The organism is Microbacterium sp. CIAB417 (genome assembly GCF_022788845.1).
Genome location: NZ_JAHZUT010000001.1, coordinates 295,581 through 311,155 on the forward strand (window position 1 = coordinate 295,581; position 15,575 = coordinate 311,155).

Sequence of the window (15,575 nt, forward strand, 5' to 3'; positions counted from 1 at the left end):
CGTCGATCGTATGCCGCTCAGTGAGGCCTCAGCGAGCGTGCGATATCCTGAGGAGTCGGCATCCCGGCGCATCCCACATCTTCTGAGGACTCCTTCATGGCGCACGCCCTCCGCTCCGACCTCCGCAACGTCGCCATCGTGGCGCACGTCGACCACGGCAAGACCACCCTCGTCGACGCCATGCTCCGTCAGACCGGCTCCTTCGGCGAGCACGCCCACGTCGACGAGCGCGCGATGGACTCGAACGATCTCGAGCGCGAGAAGGGCATCACGATCCTCGCGAAGAACACCGCGATCACGTACAACGGCGCCCACACCGACGTCCCGGTCACGATCAACGTGATCGACACCCCCGGCCACGCCGACTTCGGCGGCGAGGTCGAGCGCGGCCTGTCGATGGTGGACGGCGTCGTCCTGCTCGTGGACGCGTCCGAGGGCCCGCTGCCCCAGACGCGGTTCGTACTGCGCAAGGCACTCGAGGCCAAGCTCCCGGTCATTCTGCTCGTCAACAAGACCGACCGCCCCGATGCCCGCATCGCCGAGGTCGAGGAGGAGGCGCACGACCTGCTGCTCGGGCTCGCCTCCGACCTGTCCGACGACGTCCCCGACCTCGATGTCGACGCTCTGCTCGACGTCCCGGTGGTGTACGCCTCCGGCCGTGCCGGCGCGGCGTCCCGTACGCGCCCGGCCAACGGCGAACTGCCGGACAACGACGACCTCGAGCCCCTGTTCGAAGCGATCCTCGAGCACATCCCCGCACCGTCGTACGATGACGAGGCGCCGCTGCAGGCGTGGGTCACCAACCTCGACTCCAGCCCGTTCCTCGGCCGCCTCGCGCTGCTGCGCGTGTTCAACGGCACGCTCAAGAAGGGGCAGACCGTCGCCTGGGTGCGTCACGACGGATCGCATTCGAACGTCCGCATCACCGAGCTGCTGAAGACCCGCGCTCTCGAGCGCTTCCCCGCCGAATCCGCCGCCCCCGGCGACATCGTCGCGATCGCCGGCATCGAGGACATCACGATCGGCGAGACCATCGCCGATCCGGACGACATCCGGCCGCTTCCGGCGATCACCGTCGACGACCCCGCCATCTCGATGACCATCGGCACGAACACCTCGCCCCTGGTCGGCAAGGTGAAGGGCCACAAGCTCACCGCCCGCATGGTCAAGGACCGCCTCGACCGCGAGCTCATCGGAAACGTGTCCCTCAAGGTCGTCGACATCGGCCGGCCGGACGCCTGGGAGGTGCAGGGCCGCGGCGAGCTCGCGCTCGCGATCCTCGTGGAGAACATGCGCCGTGAGGGCTTCGAGCTCACCGTCGGCAAGCCGCAGGTGGTCACGAAGAAGGTCGACGGCAAGGTCCAGGAGCCCTTCGAGCACCTCACGATCGACGCTCCGGAGGAGTACCTCGGCGCGATCACGCAGCTGCTCGCGGCGCGCAAGGGGCGCATGGAGGGCATGACGAACCACGGCACCGGCTGGGTGCGCATGGAGTTCGTCGTGCCGTCGCGGGGCCTGATCGGCTTCCGCACCGAGTTCATGTCCGTCACGCGCGGCACCGGCATCGCCAACGCGATCTCGCACGGCTACGACGACTGGGCGGGCCAGATCGTGGCACGTGCGTCCGGCTCGATCGTCGCCGACCGCGCCGGCGTCGCCACCCCGTTCGCCATGATGGCGCTGCAGGAGCGCATGAGCTTCTTCGTGCAGCCCACCGAAGAGGTCTACGAGGGCATGGTCGTCGGTGAGAACACGCGCGCCGACGACATGGACGTCAACATCACCAAGGAGAAGAAGCTCACCAACATGCGCTCCTCCACGGCGGATGAACTGGAGCGCCTGACCCCGCCCCGGCAGCTCTCGCTGGAGGAGAGCCTCGAGTTCGCCCGCGACGACGAATGCGTCGAGGTCACCCCCGAGAAGGTGCGCATCCGCAAGGTGATCCTCGACCAGACGATCCGCGCCCGCGAGGCCTCGCGCCTGAAGCGCCAGGACGCCAACGCCTGACATTCCGGCTCGACGCTCGGACGCCGCCGCCCCCAACCGCTATGGTGTGACCTAGCCGCTGGGGGCGGCGCTGTGCGAGGAGGATGCCTGTGGACCCGACCCGGTTCCAGAACGTGCCGCAGGAGGTCTCCACAGGAAGGCTCCCGGGGTGGCATCGCGTCGAGGAGCTGGTGCGCCAGGCGCACGAGCGCTACGCGGAGGAGTCCTCCGGGGCCGTCGCGGACTACATCCCGATCCTCGCCCAGGCGGACCCCGAGCTGTTCGGGATCGCCGTGATCGAGGTCGCCGGCGGCGTCCACGATGCCGGCGACGCGCTGCACCCCTTCTCGATCCAGTCGATCTCGAAGATGTTCGTCTACGCGCTCGCGATCGCCGAGCACGGGCACGCGCACGTGCGGGACATCGTCGGCGTCAACAACACCGGCCTGGCCTTCAACTCGCTCATGGCGCTCGAGCTCAACGCCGGGCACCCCATGAACCCGATGGTCAACGCCGGAGCCATCGCCACGACCGCTCTGGTCCCCGGGGCCACCCCCGCCGAGAAATGGGAGACCATCCGGCAGGGTCTGTCCGCGTTCGCGGGGCGTCAGCTGAGCATGGACGGCGAGGTGTACCGCTCCGAGGCCGAGACCAACGACCGCAACCGCGCCATCGGGCGCCTGCTCGTCGGCTACGGGCGGCTGGAGGGCGACCCGGACGAGATCGTCGACGTCTACACGCGCCAGTGCGCGCTGAGCGTGACCACCCACGATCTCGCCGTCATGGGGGCGACGCTCGCCGACGGCGGCGTGAATCCCGTGACGGGGGAACGGGTCGTCTCGGCGGACGTCTGCCGCGACACGCTCGCCGTGCTCGCGTCGACCGGCCTGTACGAGCGGTCCGGGGAATGGCTCTTCGAGATCGGGCTCCCCGCGAAGTCCGGCGTCGCCGGCGGCATCGTCGCGGTCTCCCCTGGGAAGGGGGCGGCCGCCGCCTTCTCGCCGCGCCTCGACAGCGCGGGCAACTCGGTGCGGGCGCAGCTCGCCATCGGACACCTCTCCCGCGCCCTCGGACTCAACCTGTTCGCCTCCGCCCCTCACGTCCAGGAGCTCTCATGACCGCGTCCGCCACTCCCGCCGTCGAGCAGCGCAGCAGCTGGCTGCCAATGGTGAGCCTGTTCCTCGCGCAGGTCCTGATGTCGTTCAACGTCGCGGCGCTGCCCATCTCGCTGGGAGGCATGGTCGACGACTTCGGCGTCCCGCCCACGGTCGCGAGCTCCACGATCGTGGTGTACGGACTCGCCGTCGCCGCCCTCGTCATGACCGGCGCGAAGCTCGGCCAGCGGGTCGGCTGGGTGCTGATGTTCCGCGTCGTCGTCGCGCTCTTCGCGGCATCGTCGGTGCTCATGATCGTGTCGCAGAGCGTCGCGTGGGCGATCGCGGGTCAGGCGCTCGCCGGGGCCTCGGCGGCCATCATCGTGCCCGCCCTCGTCGCCCTGATCGCAGAGAACTACCGCGGAGCGCAGCAGGCCACCGCGATCGGGGGCCTGGGATCGGCCAGGGCGATCTCCGGCGTGACGGCCTTCCTCATCGGGGGCACGCTCGGGACGCTGGTGGGCTGGCGCCCCGTCTTCATGATCGTGCTCGCGATCGCCGTCGTCGTCTTCGCGTTCAGCTTCACGCTGCGCGGTGACCGCGGCGACGCCACGATCCGCATCGACCTGGTGGCGTCCGCGCTCATCGGTGCCGCGATCGTGCTGCTGACTCTCGGCTTCAACAATCTGAACGCCTGGGGCGCGGTGCAGGCGACCGACGCCGCGCCGTTCGACGTCCTCGGTCTGTCTCCAGCGCCGGTGCTCATCGTGCTGGGTGTCATCCTGGGACAGGCGTTCTTCCTGTGGACGCGCCGGCGCATGCGCGAGGGCAAGGTGCCGCTCATCGATCTGAGCATCCTGAAGTCCTCGCGCGAGCGGGCGGCGGTGTACGCGATGTTCATCGTCGTCGCGCTCGAGGCATGCGTGAACTTCTCGATCCCGCTCTACATCCAGATCGTGCAGGGGCGGACGCCCTTCGACACATCCCTGGCGATGATGCCGTTCAACCTCACGGTGTTCATCACGGCGACCCTCGTGGTGCGCTTCTACCGGCGATACCCGCCGCGCACCATCGGTGTGTTCGGGTTCATCCTCACCACAGCGGCACTGGTCTGGCTGTCCTTCGTCGTCACGAACAACTGGGAGACGCTGCCCACGATCCTGGGGCTCATCGTCTTCGGCATCGGCCAGGGGGCGCTCGTGACCCTGGTGTTCAACGTGCTCGTCACCTCGGCGCCCTCCGAGCTCGCCGGTGACGTCGGTTCGCTGCGCGGCACGACGCAGAACCTCGCATCCGCCGTCGGCACGGCGGTGGCCGGCGCGTTGCTCGTCTCCCTGCTGGGGCTCAGTGTCGGCCGGGCCGTCGTCGAGCACCCGGAGATCCCTCCGGCGCTCGTCGAGCAGGTCAACATGGACGAGCTGAACTTCATCAGCAACGACGACCTGCGCGAGGCGCTGGCCGAGACCGACGCGACGCCGGCACAGGTGGATGCCGCGGTAGAGGTCAACGAGCAGACACGACTGGACGCGCTGCGGCTGGGACTGCTGGTTCTCGCCGGCGTCAGCGCCCTGGCGATCCTTCCGGCCTCCCGCCTGCCACGGTACAAGCCCGAGGAGATCCCGGATCCCTCGCCGGCGGACGAGTGAAGATAACGAACTCATAACATACTTTCCCGGGAACGAGAGGCGTCCATTCCCGGGAAAAAACCACGGGACGTCCAGGCGGGCGAATGGTTTCGCCCAGGTAAGGGGATCAGACTCGATCACCGTGCCCGGGATGAGCTCCCGATGAGCTGCCCTGCAGGGGTCCGGGCCGACGACGACCCGAAAGTCGAACCCTTCATGCTGCATTCCCCGCTCACGCGCGCCTCCGCGCGCGCCGCGACGATGGCCCGCGCCCACGCGGACGTCACATCCCGCCACCCGCTCGTCCTCGGCATCGCCCTGGGTGCCGTCCTCAGTGTCGCCGTCACGGCCGGCACCGCGTCCTCCGCCGCCGCGGCCGTCGAGGCGCATTCTGACGCCGTGGCGTCGCTCGCCACGGTGACCACGGCCGATCCCAACGCCGAGGCCACCGGCGCCGCCGCACTCGCCGTTCCGCTCGCCGGCATCGCGGAGGACGTCACGACCACGATCACCGCAGCCGAGACCGCCGTGGCGGATGCTGCGGCGCTGACGGCCGAGGTCGCGGACTCCGGCCTGACCGTCGAGGCCGAGACGACCATCGACACCAGCGTGCTCGAAGCGGGAATCGCCGACCTGGCGGACACCGTGAACGTCGCCGACGAGACCGCGCTCACCGCCGACGCCGAACGCGAGGCACCTCTCGAGGTCGTCCTGGACACGGCCGAGGTCGCCGAGGGCACCGCGTCCGTCGTCGCGGACACCGCCGCGCTGCGCGAGGCGCTCACGGCTGCCCAGAAGGCGGCGGCCGAGAAGAAGGCCGCGGCCGAACGCGCCGCGGCGGCCCGCGCCGCGGCCAACACCCCGGAGGGGGCGAAGGCGACCGCGCGCGCCATGGCCGCGAGCCAGTACGGCTGGGGCGACGGGGAGTTCTCCTGCCTCGAGTCGCTGTGGACCAAGGAGTCGGGCTGGAACTACCAGGCCTACAACGCCTCGTCCGGCGCGACCGGCATCCCGCAGTCGCTGCCCGGCGACAAGATGGCCACCGCCGGAAGCGACTGGCGCACCAACGCGACGACCCAGATCGCGTGGGGCCTGAGCTACATCGATCGCGCGTACGGCTCGCCGTGCGCGGCGTGGGGGCACTCGCAGGCGACCGACTGGTACTGAGCAGATCCGCGAGGACGCGACCGCACTGCGGCCGCATCCTAGGATGAGGGGATGACGACCGAGAGCTCCCGCGAAGTGTGGCGGGAGGGTCTCGGCGTCGCCCTCGCCACGAGCGCGTACGGGATCTCGTTCGGCGCTCTCGCCGTGGCCTCGGGGCTGGACGTCTGGCAGACGTGCGTGCTGAGCCTGCTGATGTTCACGGGCGGCTCCCAGTTCGCCTTCATCGGGGTGCTCGCCTCCGGCGGCGTCTCGGCCCTTCCCTCCGCGATCGCCTCCGCGGCGCTGCTCGGCGTCCGAAACGTCGCGTACGGCATGCGGATGTCGCCGATCATCGGCCGAGGATTCTGGCGTCGTGCGGCCGCCGCCCAGTTCACGATCGACGAATCGACCGCCGTCGCGATCTCGCAGGACGATCCGCGTCTGAGCCGCATCGGCTTCTGGGTCACCGGCATCGGGATCTTCCTCGGCTGGAACGCCACGACGCTCGTCGGCGCACTGCTCGGGGACGTCCTGGGCGACCCCCGCGCGTGGGGCCTGGATGCCGCGGCCGCCGCCGCGTTCCTGGCGCTGCTGTGGCCTCGGCTCAGGCAACGCCAGGCCGTCGCCGTCGGGATCGCCGCCGCGGTCGTGGCCGCATCACTGACCCCGTGGCTCATGCCAGGTATCCCGGTGCTGCTGGCCGCGGTCGTCGCCATCGTGGTGGGCTGGTTCAACTGGCTCGGTCGTGACGTCGCCCCGGCAGGGCGGGAGGCCGGCGCATGAGCATCTGGAGCGCCGTGCTGCTGGCGGCGTGCATCTGCGTCGCGCTGAAGACGTTCGGCTACCTCATCCCGGCGCACATCCTCGCCGCTGCCCGCCCGGCGCGGATCTCCGATCTGCTCACGGTCGCACTGCTCGCCGCGCTGGTCGCCGTGCAGACCCTCGGGGACGGGCAGGCGATCGTCGTCGACGCCCGCGTGCCCGCGGTGCTCGTCGCGGCGGTGCTGCTGTGGCTGCGGCAGTCCTTCCTCGTCGTCGTGTTCGCGGCCGCGGCGGTCGCCGCGCTGCTGCGCCTGGCCGGCTGGGCGGCGTGAGAAGCGGCATCCGCTCGGTGCGGTCCCCGTAGAATCGCAGGGTGAACACCTGGCTCTCCCGCATCCTCTCCTGGGTCGCCGCCGCGCTCGTCGGAGGCGTCTACGGAGTGGCGGGCACGATCGCCCACAGCCTGACGTGGGGAGCGGTTCCCGTGGGCCTCATCATCGCCGCCATCGCGTGCGGCGCCTTGCTCGTCGCGATCCGCGCGCTCACCCATGACCGCGGTGCCACGCTCGCCGCCGGACTCGGGATGCTGGGCATGGTCACGCTCATCTCCGGGGTCGGCCCCGGGGGTTCCGTGGTCGTGGCGGACGGCGTGTGGGGACGTATCTGGATCTATCTCGTCGCGGGTCTGGTGCTTCTCGCGGTCGCGTGGCCGCGGTTCTCCCGTCCGGCGACCGGACGGCCCGCTCCTGCGGCTGCCGGCGCGCCCGCACCATCCGGAGCGCCCGACGTCATCACAGCGGTCCCCGGAGTGCGGGAGGAGCCGGCCGGTCACGGGTCGTAGACTGGACGGGTGACGTATGTGATCGCCCTGCCGTGTGTCGATGTGAAGGATCGTGCCTGCATCGACGAGTGTCCCGTGGACTGCATCTACGAGGGCGAGCGATCGCTGTACATCCATCCCGACGAGTGCGTGGACTGCGGCGCGTGCGAGCCCGTGTGCCCCGTGGAGGCGATCTACTACGAGGACGACCTCCCCGAGGAGTGGCAGGACTACTACAAGGCCAACGTCGAGTTCTTCGACGAGGTCGGCTCTCCCGGCGGTGCGGCCAAGATCGGTGTGATCCACCACGACCACCCGATCATCGCGGCCCTTCCCCCGCAGGGGGAGTGACGGTGTCGGTCCGAGACCTGGCCGACTACCCCTGGGATGCGGTCACCCCGTTCCGCGACCGCGCCGCTCAGCATCCGGACGGCCTGGTCGATCTGTCGGTCGGTTCCCCGGTGGACCCGACGCCCGAGATCATCCGCACCGCGCTGGCGGAGGCGACCGATGCTCACGCCTACCCGCAGACGGTCGGCTCCCCGGCGCTGAGGGAGGCGATCGTGGACTGGTACGCCCGCCGACGCGGCGTGCCGGACCTGACCGTCGCGAACGTCCTCCCCACGATCGGCTCGAAGGAGCTCGTCGCGCTGCTGCCGACGTTGCTCGGCCTCGGCGAAGGGGACGTGGTCGTGCACCCGACGGTGGCCTACCCCACCTATGAGGTCGGCGCGCAGGTCGCCGGGGCGACCCCGGTGCGCGCCGACGACCCCGCCGACTGGCCCGACGGTGCACGCCTGGTCTGGATCAACAGCCCCGGCAACCCCGACGGACGCACCTGGACCGTACCTGAGCTCGCCGCGGCCGTGCGCCGCGCACGGGAGATCGGCGCGGTGCTCGCGAGCGACGAGTGCTATGCCGAGCTGGGCTGGGACGGGCCGTGGGCGAGCGAGCCGGTGCCGTCTGTGCTGGATCCTCGCGTGACCGGCGGCAGCAGGGCGAACCTGCTGAGCGTGTACTCGCTGAGCAAGCAGTCCAATCTCGCCGGCTACCGCGCGGCGTTCCTCGCCGGGTGCGCGCGGGTCGTCGGCGATCTGCTCACGGCGCGCAAGCATCTGGGAATCATGCCGCCGGCTCCCGTGCAGCACGCCATGGCGGTCGCGCTGCGCGACGACGAGCACGTCGCGGCTCAGAAGCAGCTCTACCGCGAGCGCCGCGAACTGCTGCTGCCCGCCGTGACCGCCGCAGGATTCCGCATCGACGGGTCGGAGGCGGGCCTGTATCTGTGGGCCACAGAGGGCCGCGACGCGTGGGAGACGATGGGCCGCCTCGCCGATCGCGGCATCCTCGCAGGTCCCGGTCCGTTCTACGGCGCGGACTCGACGGAGCACATTCGGCTGTCGCTGACCGCGGCCACCGAGCGCGTCGCGGAGGCGGCGCGACGGCTGCACTCGGCGGCGCTGTAGGTTTCGGCATCCCGAGCATGCATCTCTTGGCGGATGTCACAGTAGGCCGGTGTGCGCACTAGGCTGTAGAGGCGATTCTTCGGCCGGCGCACGACGCCCGGAGCCGACGACCCCAGACCAACACGGTCCACACAGACGTAGGAGGAGGTCCGCGTGAGCGCGACGGGCGACCAGCAGGCGAAGGCGACCCTTTCGATCGACGGAACCACGGCGGAATTCCCGGTGGTGCGCGGCACGAGCGGCAACGACAGCATCGACTTCTCGACTCTCACGCGCCAGACCGGCTACACGGCTCTGGACTACGGGTTCGTGAACACGGCGTCGACCAAGTCGGCGGTCACGTTCATCGACGGCGACCAGGGCATCCTGCGCTATCGCGGGTACCCGATCGAGCAGATCGCCAAGAACTGCAGCTACCTCGAGGTGGCCTGGCTCCTCATCTACGGCGAGCTGCCGACGCCCTCAGAACTCAGCGACTTCGACGAGCGCATCCGGCGCCACACGCTGCTGCACGAGGATCTCAAGCACTTCTTCTCGGCGCTGCCGCACACCGCGCATCCCATGTCGGTGCTCTCCTCGGCCGTCGCCGCACTGTCCACCTACTACGAGGGCCAGACTGACCCGCACAACCCCGAGCACGTCGAGCTCAACATGGTGCGCATGCTCGCGAAGCTCCCGGTCATCGCGGCGTACGCCCACAAGAAGAGCATCGGTCAGGCCTTCCTCTACCCGGACAACTCGCTGAGCTTCGTGGACAACTTCCTCAAGCTGAACTTCGGCGTGCTCAGCGAGCCGTACGAGGTCAATCCGGTGATGTCCAAGGCGCTCGAGCTGCTGCTGATCCTGCACGAGGACCACGAGCAGAACGCCTCGACGTCGACGGTCCGCCTGGTCGGGTCCACCGGCGCCAACCAGTTCGCCTCGGTCTCGGCCGGCATCCAGGCGCTGTCGGGTCCGCTGCACGGCGGCGCCAACGAGGCGGTCCTCACGATGCTGGGTCAGATCCGCGAGTCCGGTCAGAGCGTGCAGCGCTTCGTCGAGCGGGTCAAGAACAAGGAAGACGGTGTGAAGCTCATGGGCTTCGGGCACCGCGTCTACAAGAACTACGACCCGCGGGCCAAGCTCGTCAAGGAGGCCGCGGACGAGGTGCTCGCCTCGCTGGGCGTCAGCGACCCCCTGCTGGACCTCGCCAAGGAGCTCGAGGAGATCGCCCTCGCGGACGACTACTTCGTCCAGCGGCGCCTGTACCCGAACGTCGACTTCTACACCGGCGTGATCTACAAGGCCATGGGCTTCCCGACCCGCATGTTCACCGTGCTCTTCGCGATCGGACGTCTCCCCGGCTGGCTGGCGCAGTGGCGCGAGCTGCAGTTGGACCCGCAGACCAAGATCGGCCGTCCGCAGCAGCTGTACACGGGGGCAGCGGAGCGCTCGTTCCCCACGCGCTGACGCGCGTCGCGGCGCGTCGCGGAGGGCGCGCACATCAGCGGCGTCGCGCGCTCAGTCGAGCCTCACGCCGCCAGCCGCACTTCGCGTTCCGGTGCGGTCGCGCTCCGGTCGCGATTCTTGCCGGCTCTCCGGCGGGTGCCGGTGCTCCGGTCGCATTTCGTGCCGCTTCTCCGGCGCATGAGCGGCACGGAATGCGACCTGAACGGCAGGGTCCGCTCGAGTGGCGGCGGAATCTGCGACCGGAACGGGCGGTCGCCGGCCCCGTCAGCCGCGCGGGGCGCCCGAGGGGCGCTGTGCCCGACGCCGACGGTTGCGGGAGGGCTGTCCGGACGGGGCCGCGGGGGAGTGCTGGCCGCTCTCGCTGGAGTACCGGGCCACTGACCCGCCGCGGGGAACGTCGGTGCGGGCCGAGGAGGCCGCGTCGCGACCGCCCTGACCGCGTCCACCGGAGCGCGCCCCTGCCGACTGCTGACGGCCGCCGCGACGTCCGCCCTGCGCCTGGCCGCCCCGCGACTGACCGCCCTGAGGCTTCTGCGCGGAACGCTGCTGCTGCTGCTGCTGCGGCGGCGCGGGCTTCACGTGCGGGGCGCGGTCCCCGACCAGGCCCTCGACGACGTCGGTCGTCACGGGCTCGAGCGCGGCCGTGATCTGCGCCTTGCGCAGGAGGTCCTTCACGTCGCGGCGCTGCTCGGGCAGCACGACCGTCACGACCGTGCCTGCGGCGCCCGCACGGGCCGTGCGGCCCGAGCGGTGCAGGTACGCCTTGTGCTCGACCGGCGGATCGACGTGGACGACGAGATCCACATTGTCCACGTGCACGCCTCGGGCGGCGACATCGGTCGCGACGAGGACGCGGACGCCGCCGTCGGCGGGGTCCGACGAGAACGCCGCCAGGTTGCGCTCGCGGGCGTTCTGCGACAGGTTGCCGTGCAGGTCGACGGCGGGGATGCCGGCTGCCGTCAGCACCTTCGCGAGCTTCTTCGCCTGGTGCTTGGTGCGCGTGAACAGGATGCGACGGCCGAGACCGGACGCCAGGTGGTTCACGAGCGCCTTCTTGCGGTCGACGTCCTCGATGAGCAGCACGCGGTGCGTCATCTCGCCGACGGGGACGCTGGCCTCGTCGACCTCATGGCTCACCGGGTTCACCAGGAAACGCCGGGCGAGGGTGTCGATGCCGCGGTCCAGCGTGGCGCTGAACAGCAGACGCTGACCGCCGGTCGGAGTCGCCTGGAGGATGCGCGTGACGCCGGGGAGGAATCCGAGATCGGCCATGTGGTCGGCCTCGTCCAGGACGGCGACCTCCACGGCATCCATGAAGGCGACCTTCTGCTTCATGAGATCCTCGAGGCGGCCGGGGCAGGCCACCACGATGTCCACCCCGCTGCGCAGCGCCTGCTCCTGCGGGCGCTGGCTGACGCCGCCGAACACGGTCGCGACCGTGAGACCTGCAGCCTTCGCCAGGGGCGACACGGTCGCGGCGATCTGGGTGGCGAGCTCACGGGTCGGGGCGAGGACGAGGCCGCGCGGGTGGCCAGGACGGGTGCGCGTGCCGGACGCGGCGAGCCGGGCGACGAGCGGGAGCGCGAAGGCGATCGTCTTGCCGCTGCCGGTGCGGCCGCGGCCGAGCAAGTCGCGACCGGCGAGGGAGTCGGGAAGCGTGTCGCGCTGGATCGCGAACGCCTCGGTCTTGCCGTCGGCTTCGAGAACCGCAGCGAGGGGCGCCGGAACGCCGAGGTCGAGGAAAGAAGGCATGGATGTACTCCGTCGGCGCGCGAAGAGGCGCGCGGTAGTGGGTGTGAGGTGGGCGAGGGCGCACGGAGGGTGCGCTCCGGTTCGCCGTTCGAAAGGCCAGATGCTGGGGGAGCGGTGAGCTCGCTTCGGTCCTCGAAGACCCCGTGACGACGACGCAGCTGCCCGTGGGCAACCTCGCAAGTCTACCAGGTCAGGCGTGCAGCGCCTCGTTGAGGGTCACGCCCACTCCGGCGCGCTGCTTGGCCTCGATGGCGCCGGTGACCGAATTGCGCCAGAACAGGAGGCCGTCGCGTCCGCTCAGCTCCGCGGCCTTCACGGTGCGCTTCCCTCCCTCTGCGGCGTCCGGTCCGTCCGCGAGCACGACCTTCGAGCCGGCCGTCACGTACAGGCCGGCCTCGACGACGCAGTCGTCGCCGAGCGCGATGCCGATGCCGGCGTTCGCGCCCAGCAGCGAGCGCTCGCCGATCGAGACGCGTACCGTGCCTCCGCCGGACAGGGTGCCCATGATCGACGCGCCGGCGCCGATGTCGCTGTTCGCGCCGACGACGACGCCCTGTGAGATGCGGCCCTCCACCATGACGGGACCGAGCGTGCCGGCGTTGAAGTTGACGAAGCCCTCGTGCATGACCGTCGTACCCGGGGACAGGTGCGCCCCCAGGCGTACGCGCGACGTGTCCGCGATGCGAACGCCCTCGGGGAGGACGTAATCGGTCAGGCGCGGGAACTTGTCCAGCCCCTGCACCTGGATCCCGTGGCGCTGCAGCAGCGGCCGCAGCCGCGCGGCGTCGGCGGGGAGCATCGGGCCCGCGGTGGTCCAGGCGTTGTTCGGCAGGTGGCCGAAAACGCCGTCGAGGTTCAGGTCGTTGGGCCGCACGAGAAGCCGCGACAGCGCGTGCAGACGCAGGTACGCGTCGGCCGTCGACGCGGGCGCCTCGTCGAGGTCGATCCGCAGCTGCACCAGCTCGGTGCGGACGTTGCGCCGCTCGTCGGCGTCGGCGAGCGCTTCCCAGGTCGCGACGGCGGCCACGGCATCCGCGGCATCCAGTTCGCCGAACCCGATCTCGGGATACCAGGCGTCCAGAACCGTGCCGTCCGCGGCGATCGTGGACAGTCCGACACCCCATACCGTGCGCGCAGTGCTCATGACCACCACGCTACCGTGCCGCGCGATCCGCCCGAGCCGTAGGCTTGTGCCATGCCTCTGGATCTCACCGCGTCCTCGCTCGACATCACCCGGACGATCTGCGACATCCCGAGCGTCTCGGGGGACGAGGCGGCGCTCGCCGACGCCATCGAGGCGGCGGTCCGTCCGCTCGCGCATCTCGATGTGCTCCGATTCGGGAACACGGTCGTCGCGCGGACGCAGCGCGGGCGCGCGCAGCGCGTCGTGATCGCGGGGCACATCGACACCGTCCCCATCAACGACAACGTGCCCACGCGCGCCATCGACGTCGAGGGCGAGCCGTACCTGTGGGGTCGCGGGACGGTCGACATGAAGGCGGGGGTCGCGGTGCAGTTGAAGCTCGCTGCGGAGCTGACCGATCCCGCACTGGACATCACCTGGATGTGGTACGACAACGAGGAGGTCGCGGCCAGCCTGAACGGCCTGAACCTCCTCTCGGATGCCCGGCCGGAGCTGTTCCAGGCCGATTTCGCGATTCTCGGCGAACCGTCGAACGGCCAGGTCGAGGGCGGCTGCAACGGCACGCTGCGCGCCGTCGTGCGCACCCGCGGAGTCCGAGCGCACAGCGCGCGGGCCTGGGTCGGGGAGAACGCGATCCACGGGGCGGCTCCCATCCTCGCCCGTCTCGCGGAGTACCGCGCCAAGGAGGTGCCCGTCGAGGGACTGGTGTACCGCGAGAGCCTGAGTGCGGTGCGCATCTCCGGGGGCGTCGCCGGGAACGTGATCCCCGACCTGTGCGAGGTCGAGGTCAACTACCGTTTCGCGCCCAGCAAGACGGCCGCACAGGCGGCCGCGCACGTCCGCAAGGTGCTGGACGGCTTCGAGGTCGAGATCACGGACGCCGCGGACGGCGCCCGCCCAGGACTCGACGCGCCCATCGCCCGGCAGTTCGTGACGGCCGTCGGCGCCGAGCCGCGTCCGAAGTACGGCTGGACGGATGTCGCGCGGTTCTCGGCGCTGGGCATCCCGGCCGTCAACTACGGACCGGGTGACCCGCACCTCGCGCACCATGACGAGGAGCGCGTCGCCGTGGCGCAGATCGATGCGGTCGAGCGGGGCCTGCGCGCGTGGCTCACGGCGTCCTGACCGCCGCCCGGCGCTGGGCACGGACTCCGATCGCGGCGCGGATCGCCGCGATCTATGTGCTCGCGCGGCTGGTGACCACCGCGCTGCTGGGCCTCGCGGCCTCCCTGTCGGGGCCGGCGTCGCGGTTCGGACCCGAGGCCGGAATCGACGACTTCGTCGTCGGATGGGATGCTCAGTGGTACTGGTTGGTCGCGGTCGAGGGCTATCCGTCCGAACTGCCGCTCACCGAAGCGGGCACGGTGGCCGAGAACGCATGGGCGTTCATGCCGGTCTACGCATATCTGGCGCGCATCGTGGGTGTGCCGTTGGGTTCCTGGGGTGCCGGGGCGCTGGTGATCTCGCTGGCCGCCGGGTACGCGGCGTGCCTCGCTCTGCACCGGCTGCTGCGCGGGCGGATCGGATCCGCGCCCGCGCTGTGGGCTGTGGCCTTCTTCGCCTCCGGCCCGCTCGCCGCGCTGTTCCAGGTCGGATACGCCGAGGCGCTGTTCGTCATGATGCTGCTGTTCGCGCTGGATGCCGTGCAGCGCCGGCGCTACGGCATCCTCTACGCCCTCATTCCGATCATGGCATTCACGCGCCCGGGCATCCTCGCGTTCGCGCTCTTCCTGGGGCTGCACGGCATCCTGCGCTGGGTGCGCCGTGATCGAGAGCCGCTGCGGAGGGTCGAGGTCGTGCACATCCTGCTCCTCGGTGCGCTCGCGACCGTCACGGGCTTCGCCTGGCAGGTGATCGCCGGCCTCGTCACGGGGGACGCCGGTTCGTACCTCGCCACCGAGCTGGCGTGGCGCCGGGCCTGGGGGATGGGCGAGGACGGCTTCGTGCCGTTCGAGGGATGGATCCAGGCGGCGCAGTTCTGGTTCTCGCACTGGGGGATGCCGGGGTGGTGGGGTCTCGTGGCGCTGGTGCTGCTCGTGGCCGGCGCGACAGCGGCGCTGCTGTTCGCCCCGTCGGTCCGTCGGCTCGGAGCCGACGTGCGGCTGTGGAGCGCCAGTTACCTGCTGTACTTGCTCGCGGTGTTCTTCCCACAGTCATCGACGTTCCGTCTGCTCCTGCCGCTGACGCCGCTGTGGGGTGCGGTGGTGCCGAGGCGGCGGGCGTATCGGTTCGCCGTCCTCGTGCTGTGCATCGCCGGGCAATGGCTGTGGATCTATCACGTGTATGCCCTGGGGAACACGTTCTGGCAGGTTCCGTGACCCGTTGTTCATG

14 protein-coding genes are annotated in these 15,575 nt (G+C 70.5%); 12 read left to right on the top strand and 2 right to left on the bottom strand.

Annotated features, from left to right (window positions below):
- Nucleotides 1-96: 96 nt before the first annotated feature.
- The 10 genes from typA to KYX17_RS01550 all read left to right on the top strand — a co-directional run bounded on the left by typA (nt 97) and on the right by KYX17_RS01550 (nt 10,348).
- Complete coding sequence (typA, locus tag KYX17_RS01505; protein ID WP_243224771.1) at nt 97-2,007, top strand: translational GTPase TypA; 1,911 nt, start codon at nt 97-99, stop codon at nt 2,005-2,007.
- A gap of 89 nt (nt 2,008-2,096) precedes the next feature.
- On the top strand, nt 2,097-3,104 hold the full coding sequence (gene glsA, locus KYX17_RS01510) for a glutaminase A (RefSeq protein ID WP_243224772.1): 1,008 nt from the start codon (nt 2,097-2,099) through the stop codon (nt 3,102-3,104).
- Complete coding sequence (locus KYX17_RS01515) at nt 3,101-4,726, top strand: MFS transporter (RefSeq protein ID WP_243224773.1); 1,626 nt, start codon at nt 3,101-3,103, stop codon at nt 4,724-4,726. Before glsA ends, KYX17_RS01515 begins: the two co-directional genes overlap by 4 nt.
- A 141-nt stretch (nt 4,727-4,867) precedes the next feature.
- Complete coding sequence (locus KYX17_RS01520) at nt 4,868-5,872, top strand: phospholipase (protein WP_243224774.1); 1,005 nt, start codon at nt 4,868-4,870, stop codon at nt 5,870-5,872.
- Between the two features lie 51 nt (nt 5,873-5,923).
- A complete protein-coding gene (locus KYX17_RS01525) occupies nt 5,924-6,634 on the top strand; it encodes an AzlC family ABC transporter permease (RefSeq protein ID WP_243224775.1) in 711 nt (236 codons plus the stop codon).
- A complete protein-coding gene (locus KYX17_RS01530; protein ID WP_243224776.1) occupies nt 6,631-6,945 on the top strand; it encodes an AzlD domain-containing protein in 315 nt (104 codons plus the stop codon). Before KYX17_RS01525 ends, KYX17_RS01530 begins: the two co-directional genes overlap by 4 nt.
- A gap of 41 nt (nt 6,946-6,986) precedes the next feature.
- A complete protein-coding gene (locus KYX17_RS01535) occupies nt 6,987-7,454 on the top strand; it encodes a histidinol dehydrogenase (RefSeq protein ID WP_243224777.1) in 468 nt (155 codons plus the stop codon).
- Nucleotides 7,455-7,463: 9 nt separating this feature from the next.
- Nucleotides 7,464-7,784: a ferredoxin gene (gene fdxA / locus KYX17_RS01540; protein ID WP_243224778.1), complete on the top strand. Its 321-nt coding sequence runs from the start codon at nt 7,464-7,466 to the stop codon at nt 7,782-7,784.
- Nucleotides 7,785-7,786: 2 nt separating this feature from the next.
- Nucleotides 7,787-8,899, top strand: coding sequence for a succinyldiaminopimelate transaminase (gene dapC, locus KYX17_RS01545; RefSeq protein WP_243224779.1), 1,113 nt, complete (start codon nt 7,787-7,789; stop codon nt 8,897-8,899).
- Between the two features lie 153 nt (nt 8,900-9,052).
- On the top strand, nt 9,053-10,348 hold the full coding sequence (locus tag KYX17_RS01550; RefSeq protein WP_243224780.1) for a citrate synthase: 1,296 nt from the start codon (nt 9,053-9,055) through the stop codon (nt 10,346-10,348).
- A 264-nt stretch (nt 10,349-10,612) separates the two neighbouring features.
- Here the strand turns inward: KYX17_RS01550 and KYX17_RS01555 are convergent, their stop codons facing one another.
- Complete coding sequence (locus tag KYX17_RS01555; protein ID WP_243224781.1) at nt 10,613-12,100, bottom strand: DEAD/DEAH box helicase; 1,488 nt, start codon at nt 12,098-12,100, stop codon at nt 10,613-10,615.
- A 190-nt stretch (nt 12,101-12,290) separates the two neighbouring features.
- Nucleotides 12,291-13,244: a 2,3,4,5-tetrahydropyridine-2,6-dicarboxylate N-succinyltransferase gene (gene dapD / locus KYX17_RS01560; RefSeq protein WP_243224782.1), complete on the bottom strand. Its 954-nt coding sequence runs from the start codon at nt 13,242-13,244 to the stop codon at nt 12,291-12,293.
- Nucleotides 13,245-13,295: 51 nt separating this feature from the next.
- On the opposite strand from dapD, the gene dapE reads away from it, so the two are divergent.
- Complete coding sequence (gene dapE, locus KYX17_RS01565) at nt 13,296-14,369, top strand: succinyl-diaminopimelate desuccinylase (protein ID WP_243224783.1); 1,074 nt, start codon at nt 13,296-13,298, stop codon at nt 14,367-14,369.
- Nucleotides 14,351-15,562, top strand: coding sequence for a hypothetical protein (locus KYX17_RS01570; RefSeq protein WP_243224784.1), 1,212 nt, complete (start codon nt 14,351-14,353; stop codon nt 15,560-15,562). The genes dapE and KYX17_RS01570 overlap by 19 nt, the downstream gene beginning before the upstream one ends.
- The last annotated feature ends 13 nt before the right edge of the window (nt 15,563-15,575 follow it).

Bases quoted from the DNA above. Each gene is read 5' to 3' on its own strand.
- KYX17_RS01555 (WP_243224781.1), bottom strand. From the start codon at position 12,100: ATGCCTTCTTTCCTCGACCTCGGCGTTCCGGCGCCCCTCGCTGCGGTT.
- KYX17_RS01530 (WP_243224776.1), top strand. From the start codon at position 6,631: ATGAGCATCTGGAGCGCCGTGCTGCTGGCGGCGTGCATCTGCGTCGCG.
- KYX17_RS01515 (WP_243224773.1), top strand. From the start codon at position 3,101: ATGACCGCGTCCGCCACTCCCGCCGTCGAGCAGCGCAGCAGCTGGCTG.
- dapE (WP_243224783.1), top strand. From the start codon at position 13,296: ATGCCTCTGGATCTCACCGCGTCCTCGCTCGACATCACCCGGACGATC.
- typA (WP_243224771.1), top strand. From the start codon at position 97: ATGGCGCACGCCCTCCGCTCCGACCTCCGCAACGTCGCCATCGTGGCG.
- dapD (WP_243224782.1), bottom strand. From the start codon at position 13,244: ATGAGCACTGCGCGCACGGTATGGGGTGTCGGACTGTCCACGATCGCC.
- KYX17_RS01525 (WP_243224775.1), top strand. From the start codon at position 5,924: ATGACGACCGAGAGCTCCCGCGAAGTGTGGCGGGAGGGTCTCGGCGTC.
- KYX17_RS01520 (WP_243224774.1), top strand. From the start codon at position 4,868: ATGAGCTGCCCTGCAGGGGTCCGGGCCGACGACGACCCGAAAGTCGAA.